Source organism: Ruegeria sp. B11, from assembly GCF_056539785.1.
Window position 1 is genome coordinate 494903 of sequence record NZ_JBQFVO010000002.1, and the last position, 20962, is coordinate 515864.

The following is a 20962-nucleotide window of genomic DNA, read 5'->3' on the forward strand; positions in this document are numbered from 1 at the left end:
AATGCTTGCCTACAGTTTAAAGCGGCTGCTGGTCGCTATTCCGACGATCCTGTTATTGATCGTCGCCTGCTTTTTCCTCATGCACATCGCGCCTGGCGGGCCATTCACCTCGGAACGGCCATTGCCGCCGCAGGTTCTGGCCAATATCGAGGCGCGTTATGGATTGGACCAACCGCTGTGGAAACAGCTTTGGGACTATCTGTACAACATCGTGGTGCATTTTGATTTCGGACCGTCCTTCAAATTCAAGGATCGGGATGTGAACGACATCATCGCGCAGGGTTTCCCGATTTCGCTAACCTATGGTTCGTTGTCCTTTCTGGTGGCAACATCCGTTGGCGTCGCGCTGGGAATTGCCGCTGCAATCAAACACAATAGCTGGATTGACTACTTTGCGGTGGGTCTGGGTATCGCCGCTCAGGCGCTTCCTAACTTCATCATGGGGCCGATCCTGATCCTGACCTTTACCCTGTGGCTGGGGTGGCTGCCGGGTGGCGGCTGGCATGGCGGTCAATGGCAGTATCTGGTGATGCCGGTGATTGCGTTGGCGACCTCCTACATGGGATCGATCGCAAGGATTACGCGTTCATCGATGCTGGAGGTTCTGAACTCGAACTTCATTCGAACTGCACGGGCCAAGGGATTGCCGACAAGAACCGTGATCTGGCGCCATGCGCTTAAGCCGACATTGCTTCCCGTTGTCTCGTACCTCGGGCCGGTTTTTGTCTACGTTCTGACCGGTTCGGTTTTTGTCGACATCTATTTCTCAACCGGTGGTCTGGGGCAGGCCTATGTCGGCTCGGCTTTGTCTCGCGACTATGCTGTGCTGCTAGGGGTCACCATTCTTTACGGCGCGTTGACCGTGGTTGTGAACCTTCTGACCGACCTGGCTTATGCCTGGTTCGATCCAAAAATCCGATACTGAGGGGCAGGCAATGCTTGGAAAATCACAAAAAGCCGCCCATCTGGCCGAGGAAATCACTGATTACACGGTCATTCAGGGGCGCTCGCTTTGGCAGGACGCACGGATACGTTTTGTCCGCAACAAGGCCGCTATGGCCAGCGTTTTCATTCTGGGTCTGATCGTGTTGTTCACGATTGTTGGCCCTTACTTCGCAGTCTGGAACAATGAAGAGATCGACTGGAACGTCATGGGGGACGTGCGCGGCATGGGTATGCCGTCCATGGAAACCGGACACTATTTTGGCGTCGATGATTTGGGGCGCGACCTATACAGCCGCGTCATTCAGGCCACCACCACATCGCTGCTGGTCGGTTTGATCGGGGCCGCGACCGCTCTGATCGTCGGCACCTGCTATGGCATCACCGCCGGATATATCGGCGGGCGCACCGACAGCGCCATGATGCGGTTCGTGGATATCCTGCTTGCAATTCCGGCAACACTGATCATCATTCTGCTGCTAGTCGTGGCGGGACGGTCCTTCTTTATGCTGTTCATCGCATTGGGCGCGGTCGGTTGGCTGACGATGGCGCGGATTGTCCGGGGGCAAACCCTGACCCTCAAGAACCGCGAGTTTATCGAAGCCGCGCGCGCCGCCGGTGTCAGCGAATTTACCATCATGTACCGTCACATTCTGCCCAACCTGTTGGGCGTTGTGATCGTGTACGCTTCGTTACTGGTGCCCGAGATGATCCTGACGGAAAGCTTCATCTCGTTCCTCGGCCTCGGAATCTCAGAACCCTACACATCGTTGGGCCGCCTGATCGCCGAAGGGGCTGGCACCATGGCGTATGGTACGCTCTGGCAGCTGATGTTCCCACTTACTTTTTATGTCGCCATCATCATCACCATGTTCTTCATCGGTGACGGGCTGCGCGACGCTCTGGACCCGAAGGATCGCTGATATGAGTCTGTTTTCCGTGAAGGACCTGAGCGTCCGATTTGATACACCTGACGGCGTGGTTGAAGCTGTAAAAGGCATCAGTTTCGACATCAATCCCGGCGAATGTCTGGGCATCGTCGGCGAAAGTGGCTCGGGCAAAAGCCAGACGTTCATGGCAGCGATGGGGCTGTTGCCCTCCGCTGGCCATGCGTCTGGTTCTGCTTTGCTGAATGGTCAGGAGATCCTGAATCTACCTGTGAACAAAATCAACAAGATTCGTGGCTCAGACGTCGGCATGATTTTTCAGGATCCGCTGACCGCCCTGACCCCACATCTGCGGGTCGGCCAGCAGATGCGCGAAGTGCTACAGGTTCACGAAGGTTTGCAAGGCTCGGCTGCCCGCCAACGTTGCCTTGACTGGCTGAATCGCGTTCGCATCCCTGAAGCGAAACGGCGGCTGGATCAATATCCACATGAATTGTCTGGTGGCATGCGTCAGCGTGTGATGATCGCCATGTCGATGCTGTGTAATCCCAAACTTTTGATCGCGGATGAGCCGACTACTGCGTTGGATGTGACCGTTCAGGCCGACATTTTGGACCTGATGGTACGGTTGCAAAAGGATGAAGGTACGGCCATAGCTCTGATCACCCATGACATGGGTGTTGTTGCGCGCATGTGCGACAATATTCAAGTCATGCGTATGGGTGAGTTTGTGGAGGCCGGTGACACGCGCGAAGTCTTTCGTTCTCCTCAGCATGATTATACCCGAACGCTACTTGAGGCTATGCCGCGAATTGATGCGGGCGATGCTCCGAAAGCTCTTACGCAGACGGGAGAACCGCTACTGAAAGTGGATGACGTCAAGGTTCATTTCCCCATCCATGTCTCGGGAGGTCTTTTTGGGCACAAGGTACCGCTGAAAGCCGTTGATGGCGTGAGTTTCGACATCCGAAAGGGCGAGACCCTAGGTGTTGTTGGAGAATCCGGCTGTGGCAAATCCACGCTGGCCCGGGCTGTGCTGCAACTGATCGAACCCAGCGCGGGCAATGTCAGCTGGCTGGGGCATCCGATCGTCGGGCTGAAACGGGCCGAGTTGAACAAGTACCGCAAGGACTTGCAGATCGTGTTTCAGGACCCGCTGGCGAGCCTTGATCCACGGATGACGATCTCGGCCTCGATCGCAGAACCGCTGAAAACCTATCGCCCGGATCTGACCGAGCGGGAACGCAAAGAGCTGGTCGCAGAGATGATGGAGCGTGTTGGCTTGAAGGCCAACATGATCAACCGGTATCCGCACGAGCTGTCCGGGGGGCAAAACCAGCGTGTTGGAATCGCGCGTGCCATGATCAACAAACCAAAACTGATTATCTGTGACGAGGCAGTCTCTGCGCTGGATGTGTCCATTCAAGCCCAGATCGTAGGATTGTTGCGTGAACTGCAACAAGAGTTTGGCCTATCGATGATCTTCATCAGCCACGATTTGTCTGTGGTACGCGCGGTTTCGAACCGGATCATGGTTCTATATCTGGGCCGCATCGTTGAATTGGGCGATGGTGAAGTGATCTGTTCCGAACCGAAACATCCTTACACTCAGTCCCTGATTTCGGCGGTTCCGATCCCTGATCCGGATGTCGAGCGCAGCCGCCAAAGGCTTAAACTACCGGGAGAATTGCCTTCTCCCATGGATCCGAAAGCAGCTTTGCGCTTTTTGCCCAGCAGATTGTCTATGGGTGAGACCGACTATGTACCTCAACTCAGTGAGATTGCCCCGGATCACTTCGTCGCCGAACACGATCCGCTTGAGGCGATTATGGCCAATGCATAATCTTACGCGCCCCGATCTAAGGGGCGCGTTTTTTACTTCATAGAACAAGTGATTAGTGGATTGGTTCGGTGATCCCGCTTTCGGTCGTGTTTCGTTTTGACTCTGCCCTTAAGTTAATGGCAGATTCCAGCGAACCCGTAGCAGACCAGCCGGGTGTGATTGATTGGTAGGATTTTAGATTATATGTGGGGGCTCCGGCATCACCGAGAGTCGTCGGCAATATATAGAATTAGTGAGGTAATATGGTACGCAAAGTCACCAAGGCGATATTTCCCGTAGCGGGAATGGGCACTCGGTTTCTTCCGGCGACAAAGTCGGTGCCAAAGGAAATCATGACATTGGTTGATCGTCCGCTGGTCCAATATGCCATCGACGAAGCGCGTGCGGCCGGGATCACTGAATTCATCTTCGTGACATCGCGCGGAAAATCAGCACTTGAGGACTATTTCGATCACAATCTCGTGCTGGAGCAGGACCTCAAGTCTAAGGGCAAAGACGAACTGCTTGAAGTCTTGAACGCAACCAATATGGAAAGCGGAGCGATTGCCTATATCCGTCAACACAAGGCTTTGGGATTGGGGCATGCGGTCTGGTGCGCCCGTCGACTGATCGGGGATGAACCCTTTGCCGTGATGCTGCCCGACGATGTGATTGCCGCCGACAAACCCTGCCTACAGCAGATGGTCGAAGCCTATGAGGAAACCGGCGGCAACATGGTCGCCGCAATGGAAGTTCCCAACGAAAAAACCAGCTCCTACGGTATTCTGGATACCGGCCAGAATGTTGGAACGGTTGTCCGTGCCAAAGGAATGGTGGAAAAACCGAGACCAGAGGACGCGCCATCCAATCTTGCGGTGATCGGTCGTTACATCTTGGGTCCTTCGGTTCTATACAATCTGAACCAGAAAAAGAAGGGAAGTGGTGGCGAAATCCAACTGACCGACGCAATTGCTGAGGATATTGGCAATGGTGTCCCTGTCTTTGGCTACAAGTTTGACGGACAGCGGTTCGATTGTGGTTCAAAGGCTGGCTTTCTGCAGGCAACGGTCTCGTTCGCATTGGCTCGCGATGATCTGCGCGACGACCTAAACCAATATCTGCATGAAGTCGTGGCCTCTGATCGGGCCGCGCAGTAGGCCTAGCCGTGTCAGCCATTCTGTATTCAATTCAGTAATTTAAGCTTTATGGTTCAGAAGGGGCAGACATTATGAGCACAGTCTATCCTGTAATTCTATGTGGCGGGTCAGGTGCTCGGCTTTGGCCATTGTCGCGTAAAAGCTACCCCAAACAGTTTGTTCCGCTGATTGGTGAAACCAGCCTGCTGCAGCAATGTGCCGAGCGGTTGAAAGGCCCGACCGACACGCCTTACGCCAAACCTCTGATCCTGACCAACGAGGCTTTCCGCTTTGTCGTCCCTGAACAGTTGATGGCCATAGGGATCGATCCGGGTCCGATCTTGATCGAACCCGAAGGACGCAATACCGCACCTGCGGTGCTGGCAGCTGCCCTGCACCTTTCATCCATTGATCCCGACGGGATGATGCTGGTAGCCGCGTCGGATCACGTCATTCCAGACAGTGCGGCCTTTCATGCGGCCGTCGCCGAAGGGGTCCGCACAATAGCCGAGCGTGGAGATCTGGTGACGTTTGGGATCACACCCGACCGACCCGAAACCGGGTATGGCTACCTTAAGCTCGCCCAAGCACCGGACTCGTCAGGCGCTTCTGTGCAACTTGACCGGTTCGTTGAAAAACCCGATCTTGAAAACGCCAAGGCTATGGTGGCTGAAGGGAGTTATCTTTGGAACTCGGGCATCTTTTTGTTCGCGGTCCGAGATATCCTTGAGGCGTTCAGCCAGCATGCACATGATCTAATAACGCCCGTTAAGAAGGCGGTTGAACAGGCGCAGTGTGATCTGGGCTTCCTGCGGTTAGATCCCGAGGCCTGGGCGACAGTTCAGGACATCTCTATCGACTATGCGGTTATGGAGAAGGCCGACAATCTCAGCGTTGTCCCTTATGCCGCCGGGTGGTCAGACGTGGGCAGCTGGTCTGCCGTACAAGAGCTGAGCAACCCCGATACGGACGGCGTTGCAACTGCCGGCGAAGTGACCGCCATAGATTGTCGCAACGTGCTGGTGCGTTCTGAATCGCCCGCGCAAGAAGTTGTTGCAATGGGGTTAGAGAACGTAATCACCGTGGCTATGCCTGACGCGGTTTTGGTCGCCAGCATGGACCGGGCGCAAGACGTCAAGCAGGCCGTCGCAGCATTGAAGGCAAAAGGCGCCAAGCAGGCGGAAGCATTGCCCGTTGATCATCGCCCTTGGGGATGGTTCGAAAGCCTCGTCATCGGCGATCGGTTTCAGGTCAAACGCATTCACGTCCATCCCGGCGCTTCGCTGAGCTTGCAATCGCATCACCATCGGTCCGAGCATTGGATTGTCGTGGAAGGCACCGCCGAGGTGACTATTGACGACAAGGTACAGCTCGTGTCTGAGAATGAATCCGTCTATGTGCCGCTCGGGGCCGTGCACCGGATGGTAAACCCAGGCAAAGTGCCAATGGTTCTTATCGAGGTGCAGACCGGGACCTATTTGGGTGAAGATGACATTATTCGCTACGAAGATGTCTACGCGCGTGACTGAGATCTGATTTCAAGAACTGATCCAAGTTTGGGGCATCTGCAAGGCAGATGTCTCCATATATCTGAGACCAAATCTTAAAAATTCGAAACCTGGGCGTTCGGCTGGGTCAGGCGGGATTTACGCACATCACGGCAGTGTGGCGCGCAATCATCATCGGACCGACACCACAGGAGGATGCCCATGCCACAGAACTCTCCCCGTCTAAATCTGCCCTATCTGCAACCCGCGCAGGCCCAAAAACATGTGACCCATAACGAAGCGCTGCTTGCGCTAGATCTGGTGGTGCAGCTAAGCGTTGCGTCCGTTAACGCGACGATCCCACCAGCTGCTCCTGATCAGGGTGAAACCTATGCATTGGGCACGTCTCCGACCGGGGCATGGTCCGGACAGGATGGAAAACTGGCGGCTTGGTTGGACAACGGGTGGCATTTCTTGACGCCCGACATGGGCTGGCGGGCTTGGGATCAAAATGCAGGGCTGTTGAAAGTCTGGGACGGGTCGGCGTGGATCGACCCGCCGGTCAATACACAGAACCTTTCCGGGATCGGCATCGCAACCGGATCAGACAGCACAAACCGTCTGGCCGTACGTAGCCCTGCCACCTTGTTGACGCATGAGGGCGCTGGCCACCAACTCAAGATCAACAAGGCTGGTGCCGGTGATACTGCCTCGCTGCTGTTTCAATCGAACTGGACCGGCCATGCCGAAATGGGCCTATCCGGCGATACAAATTTTTCAATCAAGGTCTCGCAGGATGGCGGAAGCTGGGTCGATGCTTTGCGGTTTGACGCCACAACCGGAACAGCCAGCGGAGCGGCTGTGCAAAGCAGCGCCGATGACACCACCTCGGGTCGCCTGATGCGGGCAGATTACGGGTACGGACCGGGCAATGTGCTGGGCACCGTATCCGAAAGCAGCGGCGTACCCAGCGGAGCGGTGATCGAGAGGGGCAGCAATGCAAATGGTGACTACACGCGCTTTGCTGACGGAACCCAGATTTGCACCGCCGTTCTAAGTGCTGTGGCCTGCACGACCGCAACTGGTAGTATGTTCGCCAGCGGTACCGCCAATTGGGATTTCCCTATTGCCTTTGCTGACAGCAGTTCTCCCGCTCTCAGCGGGAACGGCGGCGGTATTGGCCGATTTATGGGGTTTGACGCACCTTCAGAAACTCAAGCGACGTATCAGGTGATGGCTCCATCCTTGGACGCTACCAGTATAGCGCCAACAGTGATCGCAGTCGGACGTTGGTACTGAATAAAGACCGTTCGGGCCATCGCCCGGACGGTTATCGTTCTTGCAAATTGGTTTCTGACCGATCCAGACAACACGCAAAGATCTGTCTTATCCTGTACCAAGATCGATACCAGGAACCCAGCTAACAACCCTATCATTTCACTCTTTGTGAAAGCGACAGATCAATGCCAGTTACAAGGCCGCCGTCCATACGCGATATCGACCCTGCCCGGTTACTTCGCGGATCAGCCCCCTATCGCTGAATTTGTCCAGATTTCGCTGTGCCGCTGCACGCGAGGCATGGGTCAATTCTTCGGCCAGCGGGGCGGAAACCATCGGCCAAGCCGTTAATGCATCAATCAGCACGGGTGGGGTTCGACCGCTTAGGTCCGAAATGGCGTCGCGGGCGCGCTCTTCCCAAGCGCTGATCCGGTCCAAATGCAGCAAAGCCGCAAGTGAGGCCTGACCTGCCCCCTGAATCCAGGCCGAAAGTTTCTCGTCCAACGATCCTGCCCCCCGCAATGCACCTGGGCCCGACAGAGAAAGCGGCATGAACAATGCGCCACCTCGACCCATCGCGGAGGCATGACGGGCCGCGATGACCGCGGCCTCGGTATCCTGTCCTATGCCAGGAGACAACGCGCGCCACGCGTGAAATCCGATGGCGGCCTGGGTAACCGGGTGCAAACCGGCGACATTTCGCATGGTTTCCGCCAGATCAATCACTGCTTCGGGTGTATCTTCGAAACCTTGGGCCTGACGGTCTAGAAAAGCGGTCAGCCCCGCATCCCAGCCGCCCTCTGATGGCGCAGCACCCGACGACAGCCGCCTCACTGCCCATCCCGCCCGATACAAAGCCTGCACATCATCACCGGTTGCTCCGATCCGCAAACCGGTCCAAAGCGCAAGGCGGTCGACGCTGATCCGATCGCCCGTCCACCAGCCCAGATCCGAGACCTCCATCAGGGCCAGACGGTGACCCCACCCCTTGGGACCCGCGCGCAAACGTTCATCCAGAGCTCCAAATGTCACGGCCAGATCGGCAAGTTCAGCTGATAACTCGGATTGGGCCGCACTCCAGTCCCTTGGGTCAAACAGCAAACGCTGGTCCGGTCTCGGTACAGAGGGCAGAAATTCTCCCGGGTCTTCTTCGCCGTCGGGCGGAAGGAACCACAAATCGTCGTCTTCCGGCGGATCGGCGTCATAGATGCTGCGCGGCCCTTCTTCCAAGGCCTCATCATCCGGGTCCGGTATCTGAGGGTTCGGCTTCATGTCGGGTATTCTTCGGGCATTTACCGCGGTTCACAAGTGGTTTTGCGGATTCTTGTCGCTCAGCCTGAGAACGCCTCGGTCAAAACACTTAGTTCTCCACTCAGGTCTGTTTGCGCATCTCCACCCAACAGCATATAGCCGTAGCCATCATTCGCCCATGTCGCTGTCGCAAGACCACTGAGCACCGCAAGGTTCACATCCTTGACCGGTGCTCCCGCGCCTTGCCGGATCACACAAAACGCCACCGGATTACCCTGGGCGTCAGCAAAGACCACCTGCACCAAAGGTTTACCTTTGAACGACAGTACCTGAGCACGTTTCAGATCAAGGCCCGGCAGAGTTTCCAACACGTCCCGGTTCAGTGAACGACCCAACTGAGCCTCGGCCTGAACAAACTGCGCGTCCAGCGTTTGCTGAGAATTGTCCAGATCGGCAATCGTGTCCGGTGAATAAAGCGATTGATAGATCGCAGCCTGCTCCGCCCAGCCCAATGCCTGTGGTCGCGTGGCCCAGAATGTTGCAGACGCAGCAATAACAGCAACTGAGGCTGCGACCGCCAGCAAACGGAGCGGTCCGGCATTGGATTGTTGAGCGCTCGGAATGGGCAGATCGATCGAAGGCGCCTCAGTTGGAATGCCTTCAAAAGCCTGCTGCACAACCTGGGCAAATGGGTCGAGCGCCATGAGACGGTGTTCGAGTGCAGAATCCTCGGCCACCGCGTCTTCGATGGCGCGGGCTTCGGCCTCATCGAGGCTGCCTTCCAGATAGGCCAGAAGTGTTTCGTCGGAAAACTTCATTTGCCACTCCGTTGCACGGTGTCAGCCGCATCGTGCTGCATAACGGTTTTCAGTTTCTGCCGGGCATTGGAAAGCCGGCTCATGATTGTGCCGATGGGTACGTCCAGCATATCCGCAGCTTCGCGGTAGCTGTAGCCTTCGACAAACACAAGCATCACCGTTTCACGTTGCGCCTCTGGCAGCTGCATCACTTGAGTAAACACCTGAGCGGCGAAAATATTCGTTTCTGAATCAGGCCCTGTCGCGACTAATTCCGCCTCGGGCGTGACTGAAAGCGCCTGCGCCTTTCTTACGGATCGCGCCCGTATCTCGTTCAGCCAGATTGAACGGCAGATCGTCATCAGCCAACTGTCCAGCCGTTCATACGAGGTGACCTGGTGGTGCTTCTCCAACGCACGCAATGCCGTCGCCTGCAACAGATCATCCGCAACGTCCGACGCACCCGACAAAGCCAGCCCAAACCGCCAGACCCGTTTCGAGTGGGTCTGGATTGCGCCGCGCACGGCTTGTTCGGTGCTCATCTCAACACTCATCGAATAAAACGCGACCTGTGTGTGTTTGCTTTGACATGGGACCGGGCCCGCTTGGTCAGAACTGTCATAGATCCTGGAGGAAAGAAATGAAACTTCTGTTCAAAACAATCACGATTGCGTCGGCTATTATTGCAGGCCCGGGTCTGGCTGCAGATTGGACACTAAACCCGGATGCGTCTCATCTGGCTTATGGAACGGTCAAGATCGATGATGTTGGAGAGGTCAATTCTTTCACCGACCTTTCGGGTCATGTCAGCGAAGATGGCAAGGTTAGTATCGATATCGATCTGTCGTCGGTCGAAACGAATATCGACATCCGTAACGAACGGATGATCGAGTATGTGTTTCGCAAAGCCGCGACCGCAACCTTGAGCGCGAATATTGATATGGACCAAGTGTCGAAGCTGGATGTGGGTGCCAGTAATACGATTGAGGTGGATGCGAAGCTGGCTCTGGCGGGGACCGAGGTGGAATTCTACACCGATATGTTTGTCCTGCGTGTGGCCGAAGATGCCGTCATGGTTTCAACCAACGACATGGTGTTCATCAGCACCGAGGATGCGGGCGTTTCGGCAGGCGTAGACAAGCTGATGGAGTTGGCACAACTACCCAGCATCACCCGCACCGTACCGGTGACCGCACGATTGATGTTCAGTCTCGAAGGCTGAAACCTAAGAAAAGTACGGGGTCGAATTTGGCCCCGGCTTATGCCCCCCAAGTGTCGCTTAGGCGATAGCCGCCAGGCCATGGGTCATCGGGGTCGAGCATGTGCTGGTGCGTACCCGTAATCCAGCCTCGCCCCGAGATTTCCGGGGTGATCGCCACGCGGCCGTTCAGATCATGCCGCTCTACGATACGGCAGCGAAATTCACTGTTGATGACTGAACGCGCGTGGTAGCGATCGGTCATCGTCATTTCTCCCTTGGCCAGCAAAACCGCCATCCGGGCTGAAGCACCGGTGCCACAAGGTGAACGATCCAGCTTACCCGGTTTGATGGCGACAGTATTTCGTCCGATGAGAATATCGCCCTGACGATCGAGCGGGCCTGCAATCTGGCAAAACGAAATGTGACTCCAGTCTTTAGTGGGGTGATCGAAGCCTAGCTGCTCATTGGCGGCATCGGTGATACGCGCGCCAGTCCTTGCAAGATCAGCTCCTTCATCAGGGGTTAGCTCGAAACCCAAATCGGCGGCATGGACAATTGCAAAACTGTCGCCACCAAACGCGGTATCCACGCGCAACGTCCCGATGCCCTCAACCTCGATCCGGGCATCCAGCTTGTCGACGAAACTTGGCACATTATGCACAAAGATACGTTCGGCCTTGCCATTTCGGCATTCGGCGCGGACGCGGATCAACCCTCCTGGGGCTTCCAATGTCAGATGGGTTTCAGGCTCGTGCATCGGAAGAATGCCACTGTCCAACAGAACCGTTGAGACACAAATCGAGTTGGAGCCTGACATCGGTGGCGTGTCTTCCGGTTCCATGATGATGAACGCTGCATCGGCCTCGGTTTTTTTTGGTGGAACCAACAGATTCACATGGCGAAAGACACCGCCGCGAGGTTCATTCAGCATGAAATCCCGCAATGTCTGGTCTTCAGCGATAAAGGTCCTTTGGTCCCATATCGTCTCTCCCGGAGGCGGAGCGACACCACCGACGATAACGTCGCCCACTTCGCCTTCAGCATGGGCCGAGATTACATGGATGGTTTTGGAACTGCGCATAAAGCCTCCGGAAAGCCGATGGATAATGCGCAGTCATGCAAAACAGATCCGGTCTGGCAAGCCTTATCGCAGCCGCTGACCCGTCTCGGGATCGAACAGCATCGCACGCTCAGGACGAACCGAAAGCCCGATGCGGTCACCCTTCGTACTGCGTTGGTCTTCCCGTTCTTCCACAATCAGCTTATCGCCATTTGGCGTCAGCAGATAAGAATATGAAACACCACCGAGCGCTTCGGTCAGATCAACTGTGCAGGTGTCACCGTTTCGATCCACCTGAATATGCTCGGGGCGAATACCCAATGTTACTTTCGTCGCTCCTTTGGGAACGCTCTCGGTGACCGGGACATCATCAGTAAGTGCTGGGTGCCGCACCATGCCGTCCACGACATCGCACTCAAGGAAGTTCATTGCAGGAGACCCGATGAAACCCGCCACGAACTTATTGTCGGGGTCGCGATACAGGTCCATGGGGGCTCCCACTTGCTCAATCCGACCGTCACGTAATACCACAATCTTGTCGGCCATGGTCATCGCCTCAACCTGATCGTGCGTAACATAGATCATCGTCGCGCCGATTTCCTGATGAAGCCGCGCAATTTCAACCCGCATTTCCACGCGAAGTTCTGCATCCAGATTCGAGAGCGGTTCGTCGAACAGGAACACCTCGGGGCCGCGCACAATGGCACGCCCGATCGCGACCCGCTGACGCTGACCGCCGGACAACGCTTTGGGTTTGCGTTTCAGATATTGGTCGAGCTTCAGAATATTTGACGCTTCCTGAACCTTCTGATCGATCTCGGCCTTGGCAACACCGTTCATCCGCAGACCAAATCCCATGTTCTCGGCCACGGTCATATGGGGATAGAGCGCATAGGTTTGAAAAACCATCGCCACTCCGCGTTTGGCAGGATCCACATGCGTGACTTCACGTGCGCCGATATGGATTTCCCCGTCCGAGGTTTCTTCCAAACCCGCGATCATCCTCAACAGCGTGGACTTACCGCAGCCCGAGGGGCCCACGAACACGCAAAACTCACCATCTTCAATCTGCAGATCAATCCCGTGAATGACCTGCGTCTGGCCATACCGTTTGATCGCGCCTTTCAGGGTTACACCTGTCATGTTGCTTGCATCCTATTCTGTTGGCCCTCGGGGAACCGCCACGCCTGTGCTTCTGTGCCGATCTGTTCAGCGACGCGCCGGACGCGCGGCACCCAAGATTGCAATTGCTCGAAATCCATTCGCCCAGTCGATCCTGTCACCGATAGGGCCCCCAACATGCGGCCCCCGTCAGTCAGAATCGGGCAGGCAATGCAGATGATGCCGGGCTCATGCTCTTCATCATCAACTGCGTAACCACGGCTGCGGATCTTAACGAGATCAGCCCGCAATGCCTTATCCGAGGCCAAGGTCTTGTCAGTGAACCGATGAAAGCTTTGTTGCGAGATCGTCTTTTCCAACTGTGCCTCGTCCAAATAGGCCATCATCGCTTTGCCAACGCCTGTGCAATAGGCCGGGCCGACCTTGCCGGCCTCGGAATACATCTCAATTGGTCGTTGCGCGTTGCGCTTATCCACATAAAGCACCTGCCCGGAATCAAGTTGCGCCAAGTGCACGGTCTCCCCTGTCTCGGCGCTGAGAGCGTCCAGGAAAGGCCGCGCAATTGGAGCTAATGAGCTATGCGTCCATGCCGAATGCGCCAGTCGCACCAATCGCATACCTGGCGAATAAGTCTGCCGTTCCGGTTCGTAATGCAGCATGCCCTGATTGGTTAGCGACTGCAGAAAACGGTATAGCGTCGCCTTGGGAAATTCACTGCGTTCCAGCAATTCCCCGAACCGCACCGGGCGTTCGAAGGCCGCGACTTGTTCCAGCACGTCACATGCTTTTCCTATTGTTCCGTCACCTGCCACGGGTGCCTGTTCTCCTCCACTTTCCCTCGGCTTTGGGCACGAGGGTCTTGACAAGAGTAGCCGAGTCGATGTGTAGTTTTCAATATATAAAACAAGGTTTCAATATTTGAGACCAATATGGAAGCTTAAGGGAGGAAACTATGCATTCCATGTTCAAGCGCACAGCGGCTGCTTTGGCTGCCAGTGTGGCACTTGCTGCGCCCGTCGCGGCAGAGCTGACCGGCGAGCTGCGAATCTTCCTCGATACGTCCAACCCGGCGCCGCGCGCGACGATGGAAGCGATGATCGAGCGATTCGCGGCCGAACATCCCGGTCTGGAAATCGAAACCACCGTGATCGACCGTGAGGCCTACAAGACCCAGATTCGCAACTTCCTGACGGCTGACACGCCAGACGTTGCCACCTGGTATGCAGCCAACCGGATGAAGCCTTATGTTGAAGCGGGTCTTTTCGAAGACGTCTCGGACCTGTGGGCTGAACCTGAAATCGCCGACAATCTGGCGTCGACCAAAGGTGCGATGACCATTGATGGCAAACAGTGGGGCGTTCCGTACACCTATTATCAATGGGGCGTTTATTACCGCAAAGACATCTTTGATGAGCTGGGTCTGACCGAGCCGACCACTTGGGAAGAAGAACTGGCCAATTGCCAGAAGATCGTCGATTCCGGACGCGCCTGTTATACCATCGGCACCAAGTTCCTGTGGACAGCAGGTGGCTGGTTTGACTACCTGAACATGCGCACCAACGGGTTCGACTTCCACAATCAACTCGCAAATGGCGAGATCAGCTGGGAAGACGACCGGGTTAAGCAGACCTTCGCCAACTGGAAACAGCTGATCGACATGGGCGCATTCATTGACAACCACCAGACCTATAGCTGGCAAGAAGCCCTGCCCTTTATGGTCAACGGTGAGGCCGCCGCCTATCTGATGGGTAACTTCGCTGTGGCTCCGCTGCGTGAAGCAGGCCTGACCGACGATCAGTTGGACTTCTATCAGTTTGTCGCCATCAACCCCGATGTTGAACTGGCCGAAGACGCGCCGACCGATACGTTCCATATCCCGGCCAATGCCTCGAACAAGGAAGCCGCGCGTGAGTTCCTGCGTTTCGCAGTCTCTGCGGACGAACAGACCGAAATCAACAACGGTGCAAACCTCGGCCAGTTGCCTGTGAACGCGCAATCCGCAGTGGACGACGACAAGTTCCTGCAGCAGGGCTTTGTCATGCTATCGTCTAACAGCCCCGGCGGTGTTGCACAGTTCTGGGACCGCGACGCACCAGCGGAAATGGCAAAAGTGTCGATGGAAGGCTTCCAGGAATTCATGGTCAAGCCGGACAACGCTGACAAGATTCTGGCCAAGCTGGAACGTGCGCGCGAGCGCATCTACGACAACTAAATCTTGTCCAGGGTCGGGCTGAAGCCCGGCCTACACCTTGCACAATAGTAGGGCGGGCTTCAGCCCGCCTTCACCCACCAGATCCGAGATGCCCATGACCGCTGCCGTTGACGCCCCCGAGCAAGAAAGCTGGTTCCACAGAAACCAACAGCGCATCGCGCCCTGGCTGTTTTTGGCTCCGGGTCTGTTGTTCTTCATGGTCTATGTGATCATCCCGGTCTTTCAGTCTTTCAATCTGTCTCTTTATGAATGGGACGGTTTAGGTGCAGCTGAATATGTCGGCTTTCGCAACTATGAAGATCTGTATTGGGAATGGGTGGACCGCGACGCTTTCTACATCTCGCTCAAGAACAACCTGATCTGGCTGATCCTGTATCTGGCCGCAATCCCTGCAGGCTTGTTTATTGCACTGTTCCTGAACCAGACGGTCTGGGGCATCCGCCTCTACAAGTCTTTGTTCTTCTTTCCCTTCGTCATCTCTCAGGTCGTCGTTGGGCTAGTATTCACATGGTTCTACGATCCAACCTTTGGCCTTCTAAACGAATTCCTAAGCCTCTTTGGCCTCGGTCCACTGAACGTGCTGGGGGATGAGCGCTTCGTAACCTATGGCATCATCTTCGCAGGTCTATGGCCACAAACGGCCTATTGCATGATCCTCTACCTCACCGGCCTGAACGCGGTCGACCCCGAACAGATCGAAGCCGGGCGTCTGGACGGCGCAAAAGGTGGGCGAATGCTGTGGCACATTATTCTGCCGCAGCTGCGCCCGGCAACCTTCATCGCATTCGTTGTGACAATCATCGGCGCGCTGCGCAGCTTTGACCTGATCTCGATCATGACACAGGGCGGTCCTTTTGGCTCGTCCCGCGTGCTGGCCTACTACATGTTCGAGGTCGCGCTGTCCGAATACGGCTTCCGCATGGGATATGGCGCAGCTATCGCTGTGATCCTGTTCCTGATTATGCTCTGCTTCATCGCCTACTTCCTGTGGTCGATGTACCGCGAAGAAAGGGGGCACTGAGATGTTTCCCAAACCGATCGAAAAACAACCCCGCGCAGCGCAGATCACCTATCAGGCGATGTTGCCTCTGGCACTGCTACTATGGCTGGGGCCCCTTTTGGCGGTCGCGCTTTTCTCGGTCAAACCTGCCGCAGACTTCACCAATGCGAATTACTGGGGGATGCCGTCCAGTTTTGAGGGCGCGTTCAACTATGGTCAGGTCTTTTTCAATTCGGATATGCCACGTTACTTGATGAACTCGTTCCTGATCACCGTACCAACGGTAATCGGGGCCGTTGCACTCAGTTGCATGACAGGCTTCGCGCTGGGGATCTACAAATTCAAATCGAACCTCTGGATCTTCTTCATGTTTGTGGCGGGCAATTTCGTACCCTTCCAGATCCTGATGGTCCCTGTGCGCGATCTCACGCTGGAGTTGGGCCTTTACAACACTAAAACAGGGCTTGTGTTATTCCACATCGCCTTCCAGACCGGGTTCTGCACGCTCTTCATGCGCAACTTCATCCGCGCCCTGCCATTCGAACTGATCGAGGCCGCACGGGTCGAGGGCATTAGCGAATGGCGAATCTTCTGGTACGTCGTTCTACCACTGATGAAACCGGCCATCGCCGCACTCAGTGTCCTGATTTTCACCTTCATCTGGAACGACTATTTCTGGGCTGTTGTCCTGACCCAAGGGGCCGAAAGCCAGCCCGTGACAGCCGGGATCACCAGCTTTAACGCGCAATTTCGCGCTGCTTATCAGTTGATGAGTGCCGGTTCTATAGTGGCAGCCCTGCCGCCGGTTGCCATGTTCTTCCTGATGCAGAAACACTTCATCGCGGGCCTGACCCTCGGTGCCGTAAAATAACGTCAAACCAGAGGTTTACCTCATGACCAAGATCACCTTTGTAGGTGCAGGTTCCACGATCTTCATGCAGAACATCGTGGGCGACGCCCTGCTCACCCCTGCCCTTGCAGACAGCCACTTTGCGCTGATGGATATCGATCCGGTGCGCTTGGCCGAAAGCGAAGCTGTGGCCAAGGCCATGATCCGCTCAGTCGGCACGGGTGCAACCGTCTCAACCCACACGGATCGTCGCGCGGCGCTGGACGGCGCAGATTTCGTGATCACTGCCTTTCAGGTTGGCGGGTATGAGCCTTGCACGGTGACAGATTTTGAAATCCCAAAACAATATGGCCTGCGTCAGACTATCGCCGATACGCTGGGTGTTGGTGGCATTATGCGCGGCCTGCGCACTGTGCCCGTTCTGTGGGGCGTCGCGCAGGACATGATGCAGTTGTGCCCCAACGCAACGCTGCTGCAATACGTGAATCCGATGGCCATCAACACCTGGTCTCTGGCTGAGCGCTTCCCTAATCTGAAACATGTCGGCCTGTGCCATTCTGTCCAGAACACGGTCGAAGAACTGGCGCATGATCTAGACCTGCCCAAGGCGGACTTTCGCTACAAAGTTGCCGGCATCAATCACGTCGCGTTCTTCCTCAAGCTCGAGCATGAAGGCCGCGATCTTTATCCGGCTTTGCGTCAGGGCTATCGCGCCGGGCATTTACCCAAGCCTCCGCTGCTAATGCCGCGCTGTCCAAACAAAGTCCGGTACGAAGTGATGGACCATCTTGGATACTTCTGCACCGAAAGTTCCGAGCATTTTGCAGAATACGTTCCTTGGTTCATCAAAGACGGTCGCAATGACCTGATCGAACAGTTCAGCATACCGCTGGACGAATACCCGACCCGCTGTGTCGAGCAGGTGGCCAATTGGAAGGAACAGGCCAAGACCCTGACAGATGGTCGGAACATTGAAGTAACCCGAAGCCATGAATTCGCCGCCGACCTTATGAACGCAATCGTGACAGACACGCCGTACACAGCTTACGGCAACCTGCCAAATACGGGTCAGATTCCGCAACTACCCCTAGGTGCAGCGGTTGAAACGCCGTGTCTGGTTGACTCGAATGGCGTCCAACCTTCCGTGGTCACGGATATCCCGCCACAACTGATCGCGTTGATGCGGACCCAGATCAACGTACAAGAGCTAACGGTTCGCGCGCTGACCGAAGAAAACCCCGAATACATCTATCACGCCGCAATGATGGATCCCCATACTGCGGCCGAGCTGGATCTGCGCCAAATTCGCAGCCTCGTCACCGATCTGCTTTCTGCCCATGGCGATTGGCTGCCAGATTGGTGCCGTCCTGCCCGCGCAGCTTGATCTTCGTCTTCTCAAAAAACACTCAATTCCAACGCCAGACAGACAGAGCCAATAATGACCAAGAAACGCCGTTCACAGCATTGGTACGGAAAACTCGATAAGGACGGGTTCATTCACCGGTCCTGGATGAAAAACCAGGGCTTTCCGGATCACGCTTTTGACGGGCGCGCCATCATCGGCATCTGTAACACATGGTCGGAACTGACGCCCTGCAATTCGGGCCTTCGTGATCTGGCCGAAGGCGTGAAACGGGGCGTGTGGGAGGCCGGCGGCTTTCCAGTGGAATTCCCCGTTATGTCGCTGGGCGAGACCCAGATGAAACCCACCGCCATGCTGTTTCGCAACCTGCTGGCGATGGATGTCGAGGAATCGATCCGCGCCTATGGTATCGACGGCGTTGTCCTGCTGGGTGGATGCGACAAGACCACCCCGGGGCAGCTGATGGGTGCAGCCTCGGTCGATTTGCCGTCCATCGTGGTTAGCTCTGGCCCGATGCTGAACGGCAAATACCGGGGTCAGGATATCGGCTCGGGCACAGATGTCTGGAAGTTTTCCGAGGCTGTTCGTGCCGGAGAAATGACACTTCAGGATTTCATGAACGCTGAATCAGGCATGTCGCGTAGCGCGGGCGTGTGCATGACTATGGGCACCGCTAGTACCATGGCCTCATTGGTTGAGGCGATGGGCATGTCGCTGCCCACCAACGCCGCCCTGCCTGCCGTTGATGCCCGCCGCATGGCACTGGCGCATCTGACCGGCAAGCGCATTGTCGAGATGGTGGACGAGGACCTCAAGCCATCAGATATCCTGACCAGGGAGGCGTTTGAGAATGCCATCCTCGCCAATGCAGCCGTCGGAGGATCGACAAACGCAGTGGTCCACCTGTTGGCACTTGCAGGTCGCGTGGGTGTCGACCTGACGTTGAAAGACTTTGAAATCGGATCGGAAATCCCCCTGCTGGTCAATTGCATGCCTTCTGGCAAATACCTGATGGAGGATTTCTGTTATGCAGGCGGTGTGCCAGTGGTTCTGAGCGAACTCAAACCTTTCCTGCGCCCGGCAAGAACAGTTCTGAACAAGGACATCTCGGCCCACTGTGAAGGGGCTGAGTGTTTCAACACAGACGTCATCCGCCCATTTGACGATCCGGTAAAACCCGCCGCAGGCCTGCGGGTTCTGCGCGGCAATCTTGCGCCCAACGGGGCAATCGTGAAGCCTTCGGCGGCCACAGATGCACTGCTGGAAACCGAGGCCGAAGCATACGTTTTTGAAAGCATCGAAGATCTGAAAGCCAATATCGACCGCGACGACCTACCAGTTACACCTGAGACCATTCTGGTCCTCAAAGGTTGTGGGCCCAAGGGCTATCCAGGGATGCCCGAGGTTGGGAACATGCCGATCCCGGCCAAGCTGGTCAAAGACGGCGTACGCGACATGATCCGGATCTCGGACGCGCGTATGTCTGGTACTGCATTCGGGACAGTTATCCTGCATGTCAGCCCTGAGGCTCAGGCCGGTGGTACGTTGGCGTTGGTCAAAACCGGTGACCGTATTCGCGTGTCCGCCAACAAGGGCGAGCTGCAGCTGCTGGTCGACGAAAAGGAACTGGACGCCCGCCGCGCCCTGTGGCAACCGGACGATCCGCATTACTCGCGCGGGTATGCGAAGCTTTATATCGACCACGTGTTGCAGGCTGATCGCGGCGCGGACCTTGATTTCCTTGTGGGCAAAGACACGCGCCTAGTGACGAGAGAGAGCCACTGATGGATCAACCTGCTACATTTCAAGACCTCAACGGAGCCTCTGTTTATATCACCGGCGGCGGTTCGGGCGTTGGTGCAGCGTTGACTGACGGGTTCATGGCCCAAGGGGCTAAAGTTGCCTTTATCGGTCGGTCAGATGCCGGTGAATTTGTCGAACAGATGCGTGACAAGCACGGCCGCGCCCCCTTGTTCCTACAGGGTGACATGACTGATACCGAGCTGTTGCACGCCACCATGGCCAAAGCAGCTGAAGCCCATGGCTCGATTAAAGTGCTGGTCAACAACGCCGCGAATGACAAGCGGCACTCACTTGAAGAAACTACAACCGAGTTCTGGGACTGGATGATCGAAGTCAACCTAAAGGCCTACTATTTTGCCTGTCAGGAAGCCGCGCGACAGATGAAGGACAAAGGCGGTTCGATCATCAATTTCAGTTCGATCAGTTACCTGATGGGGAACGCAGGTTATCCAATCTATACAAGTTCAAATGCGGCAATCACCGGCATGACACGCTCGTTGGCGCGTGAACTTGGGCCACATAAAATTCGCGTCAACGCGCTGGCACCGGGATGGGTTCTGACACAGAAACAGCTGGACATGTGGGCCACACCCGAAGATCTGGCTGCGCATATGGATCGCCAGAGCCTGAAAGAGCATCTGACGCCCGAAGACATGATCGCACCAACCCTGTTTCTGGCTTCAAGCGCAAGCCGTGCAATGACCGGGCAGTGCATGGTGGTTGACGGCGGCGTGGTAGGAACGGGGTGACG

The 20962-nt window shown here is 56.0% G+C and carries 19 protein-coding genes; 13 read left to right on the forward strand and 6 right to left on the reverse strand.

The genetic code is table 11. The features are described 5' to 3' along the window. Position 1: 1 nt before the first annotated feature. The 6 genes from oppB (at position 2) to ACR0I1_RS10000 (ending at position 7573) form a co-directional block, all read left to right on the forward strand. Complete coding sequence (gene oppB, locus ACR0I1_RS09975) at positions 2 to 925, forward strand: oligopeptide ABC transporter permease OppB (protein WP_170422826.1); 924 nt, start codon at positions 2 to 4, stop codon at positions 923 to 925. A 10-nt stretch (positions 926 to 935) separates the two neighbouring features. Beyond that, entirely contained in the window at positions 936 to 1865 is a 930-nt protein-coding gene (locus tag ACR0I1_RS09980; RefSeq protein ID WP_170509646.1) for an ABC transporter permease subunit, read from the forward strand. Between the two features lies 1 nt (position 1866). Continuing rightward, a complete protein-coding gene (locus tag ACR0I1_RS09985; protein WP_170818178.1) occupies positions 1867 to 3672 on the forward strand; it encodes an ABC transporter ATP-binding protein in 1806 nt (601 codons plus the stop codon). 242 nt (positions 3673 to 3914) lie between these two features. After that, complete coding sequence (galU, locus tag ACR0I1_RS09990) at positions 3915 to 4808, forward strand: UTP--glucose-1-phosphate uridylyltransferase GalU (RefSeq protein ID WP_170394477.1); 894 nt, start codon at positions 3915 to 3917, stop codon at positions 4806 to 4808. A 71-nt stretch (positions 4809 to 4879) separates the two neighbouring features. Continuing rightward, entirely contained in the window at positions 4880 to 6316 is a 1437-nt protein-coding gene (locus ACR0I1_RS09995; protein WP_480706214.1) for a mannose-1-phosphate guanylyltransferase/mannose-6-phosphate isomerase, read from the forward strand. Between the two features lie 180 nt (positions 6317 to 6496). Then, on the forward strand, positions 6497 to 7573 hold the full coding sequence (locus tag ACR0I1_RS10000; RefSeq protein WP_480706216.1) for a DUF2793 domain-containing protein: 1077 nt from the start codon (positions 6497 to 6499) through the stop codon (positions 7571 to 7573). Positions 7574 to 7744: 171 nt separating this feature from the next. On the opposite strand, the gene ACR0I1_RS10005 is transcribed toward ACR0I1_RS10000, so the two are convergent. Genes ACR0I1_RS10005 through ACR0I1_RS10015 form a run of 3 tightly spaced genes read right to left on the reverse strand, consistent with a single transcriptional unit; the run spans position 7745 to position 10142 of the window. Further along, positions 7745 to 8824, reverse strand: coding sequence for a helix-turn-helix domain-containing protein (locus ACR0I1_RS10005; RefSeq protein WP_480706218.1), 1080 nt, complete (start codon positions 8822 to 8824; stop codon positions 7745 to 7747). Between the two features lie 59 nt (positions 8825 to 8883). Then, a complete protein-coding gene (locus tag ACR0I1_RS10010; protein ID WP_170596179.1) occupies positions 8884 to 9621 on the reverse strand; it encodes a hypothetical protein in 738 nt (245 codons plus the stop codon). Next, entirely contained in the window at positions 9618 to 10142 is a 525-nt protein-coding gene (locus ACR0I1_RS10015; protein WP_255612221.1) for an RNA polymerase sigma factor, read from the reverse strand. The genes ACR0I1_RS10010 and ACR0I1_RS10015 overlap by 4 nt, the downstream gene beginning before the upstream one ends. A 98-nt stretch (positions 10143 to 10240) precedes the next feature. On the opposite strand from ACR0I1_RS10015, the gene ACR0I1_RS10020 reads away from it, so the two are divergent. Then, positions 10241 to 10822: a YceI family protein gene (locus ACR0I1_RS10020; protein ID WP_480706220.1), complete on the forward strand. Its 582-nt coding sequence runs from the start codon at positions 10241 to 10243 to the stop codon at positions 10820 to 10822. Between the two features lie 37 nt (positions 10823 to 10859). Here ACR0I1_RS10020 and ACR0I1_RS10025 read toward each other — a convergent pair whose 3' ends face one another. The 3 genes from ACR0I1_RS10025 to ACR0I1_RS10035 all read right to left on the reverse strand — a co-directional run bounded on the left by ACR0I1_RS10025 (position 10860) and on the right by ACR0I1_RS10035 (position 13795). After that, on the reverse strand, positions 10860 to 11882 hold the full coding sequence (locus ACR0I1_RS10025) for a trans-3-hydroxy-L-proline dehydratase (RefSeq protein WP_480706222.1): 1023 nt from the start codon (positions 11880 to 11882) through the stop codon (positions 10860 to 10862). Positions 11883 to 11945: 63 nt separating this feature from the next. Then, entirely contained in the window at positions 11946 to 13004 is a 1059-nt protein-coding gene (locus ACR0I1_RS10030; RefSeq protein ID WP_480706224.1) for an ABC transporter ATP-binding protein, read from the reverse strand. Continuing rightward, on the reverse strand, positions 13001 to 13795 hold the full coding sequence (locus ACR0I1_RS10035) for an IclR family transcriptional regulator (protein ID WP_480706226.1): 795 nt from the start codon (positions 13793 to 13795) through the stop codon (positions 13001 to 13003). Before ACR0I1_RS10035 ends, ACR0I1_RS10030 begins: the two co-directional genes overlap by 4 nt. Before the next feature lie 140 nt (positions 13796 to 13935). Here ACR0I1_RS10035 and ACR0I1_RS10040 point away from each other — a divergent pair, with 140 nt between their 5' ends. The 6 genes from ACR0I1_RS10040 to ACR0I1_RS10065 all read left to right on the forward strand — a co-directional run bounded on the left by ACR0I1_RS10040 (position 13936) and on the right by ACR0I1_RS10065 (position 20960). After that, positions 13936 to 15195, forward strand: coding sequence for an ABC transporter substrate-binding protein (locus ACR0I1_RS10040; RefSeq protein ID WP_170394448.1), 1260 nt, complete (start codon positions 13936 to 13938; stop codon positions 15193 to 15195). A gap of 94 nt (positions 15196 to 15289) precedes the next feature. Then, positions 15290 to 16216, forward strand: a complete 927-nt coding sequence (locus ACR0I1_RS10045) for a carbohydrate ABC transporter permease (RefSeq protein ID WP_170394445.1) — start codon at positions 15290 to 15292, stop codon at positions 16214 to 16216. 1 nt (position 16217) lies between these two features. Then, entirely contained in the window at positions 16218 to 17066 is an 849-nt protein-coding gene (locus ACR0I1_RS10050) for a carbohydrate ABC transporter permease (RefSeq protein WP_170394442.1), read from the forward strand. A gap of 22 nt (positions 17067 to 17088) precedes the next feature. Next, entirely contained in the window at positions 17089 to 18429 is a 1341-nt protein-coding gene (gene melA, locus ACR0I1_RS10055; protein WP_170663509.1) for an alpha-glucosidase/alpha-galactosidase, read from the forward strand. Positions 18430 to 18483: 54 nt separating this feature from the next. After that, positions 18484 to 20193, forward strand: a complete 1710-nt coding sequence (locus ACR0I1_RS10060; RefSeq protein WP_480706229.1) for an IlvD/Edd family dehydratase — start codon at positions 18484 to 18486, stop codon at positions 20191 to 20193. Beyond that, complete coding sequence (locus ACR0I1_RS10065) at positions 20193 to 20960, forward strand: SDR family oxidoreductase (protein ID WP_170511963.1); 768 nt, start codon at positions 20193 to 20195, stop codon at positions 20958 to 20960. The genes ACR0I1_RS10060 and ACR0I1_RS10065 overlap by 1 nt, the downstream gene beginning before the upstream one ends. Positions 20961 to 20962 lie beyond the last annotated feature (2 nt).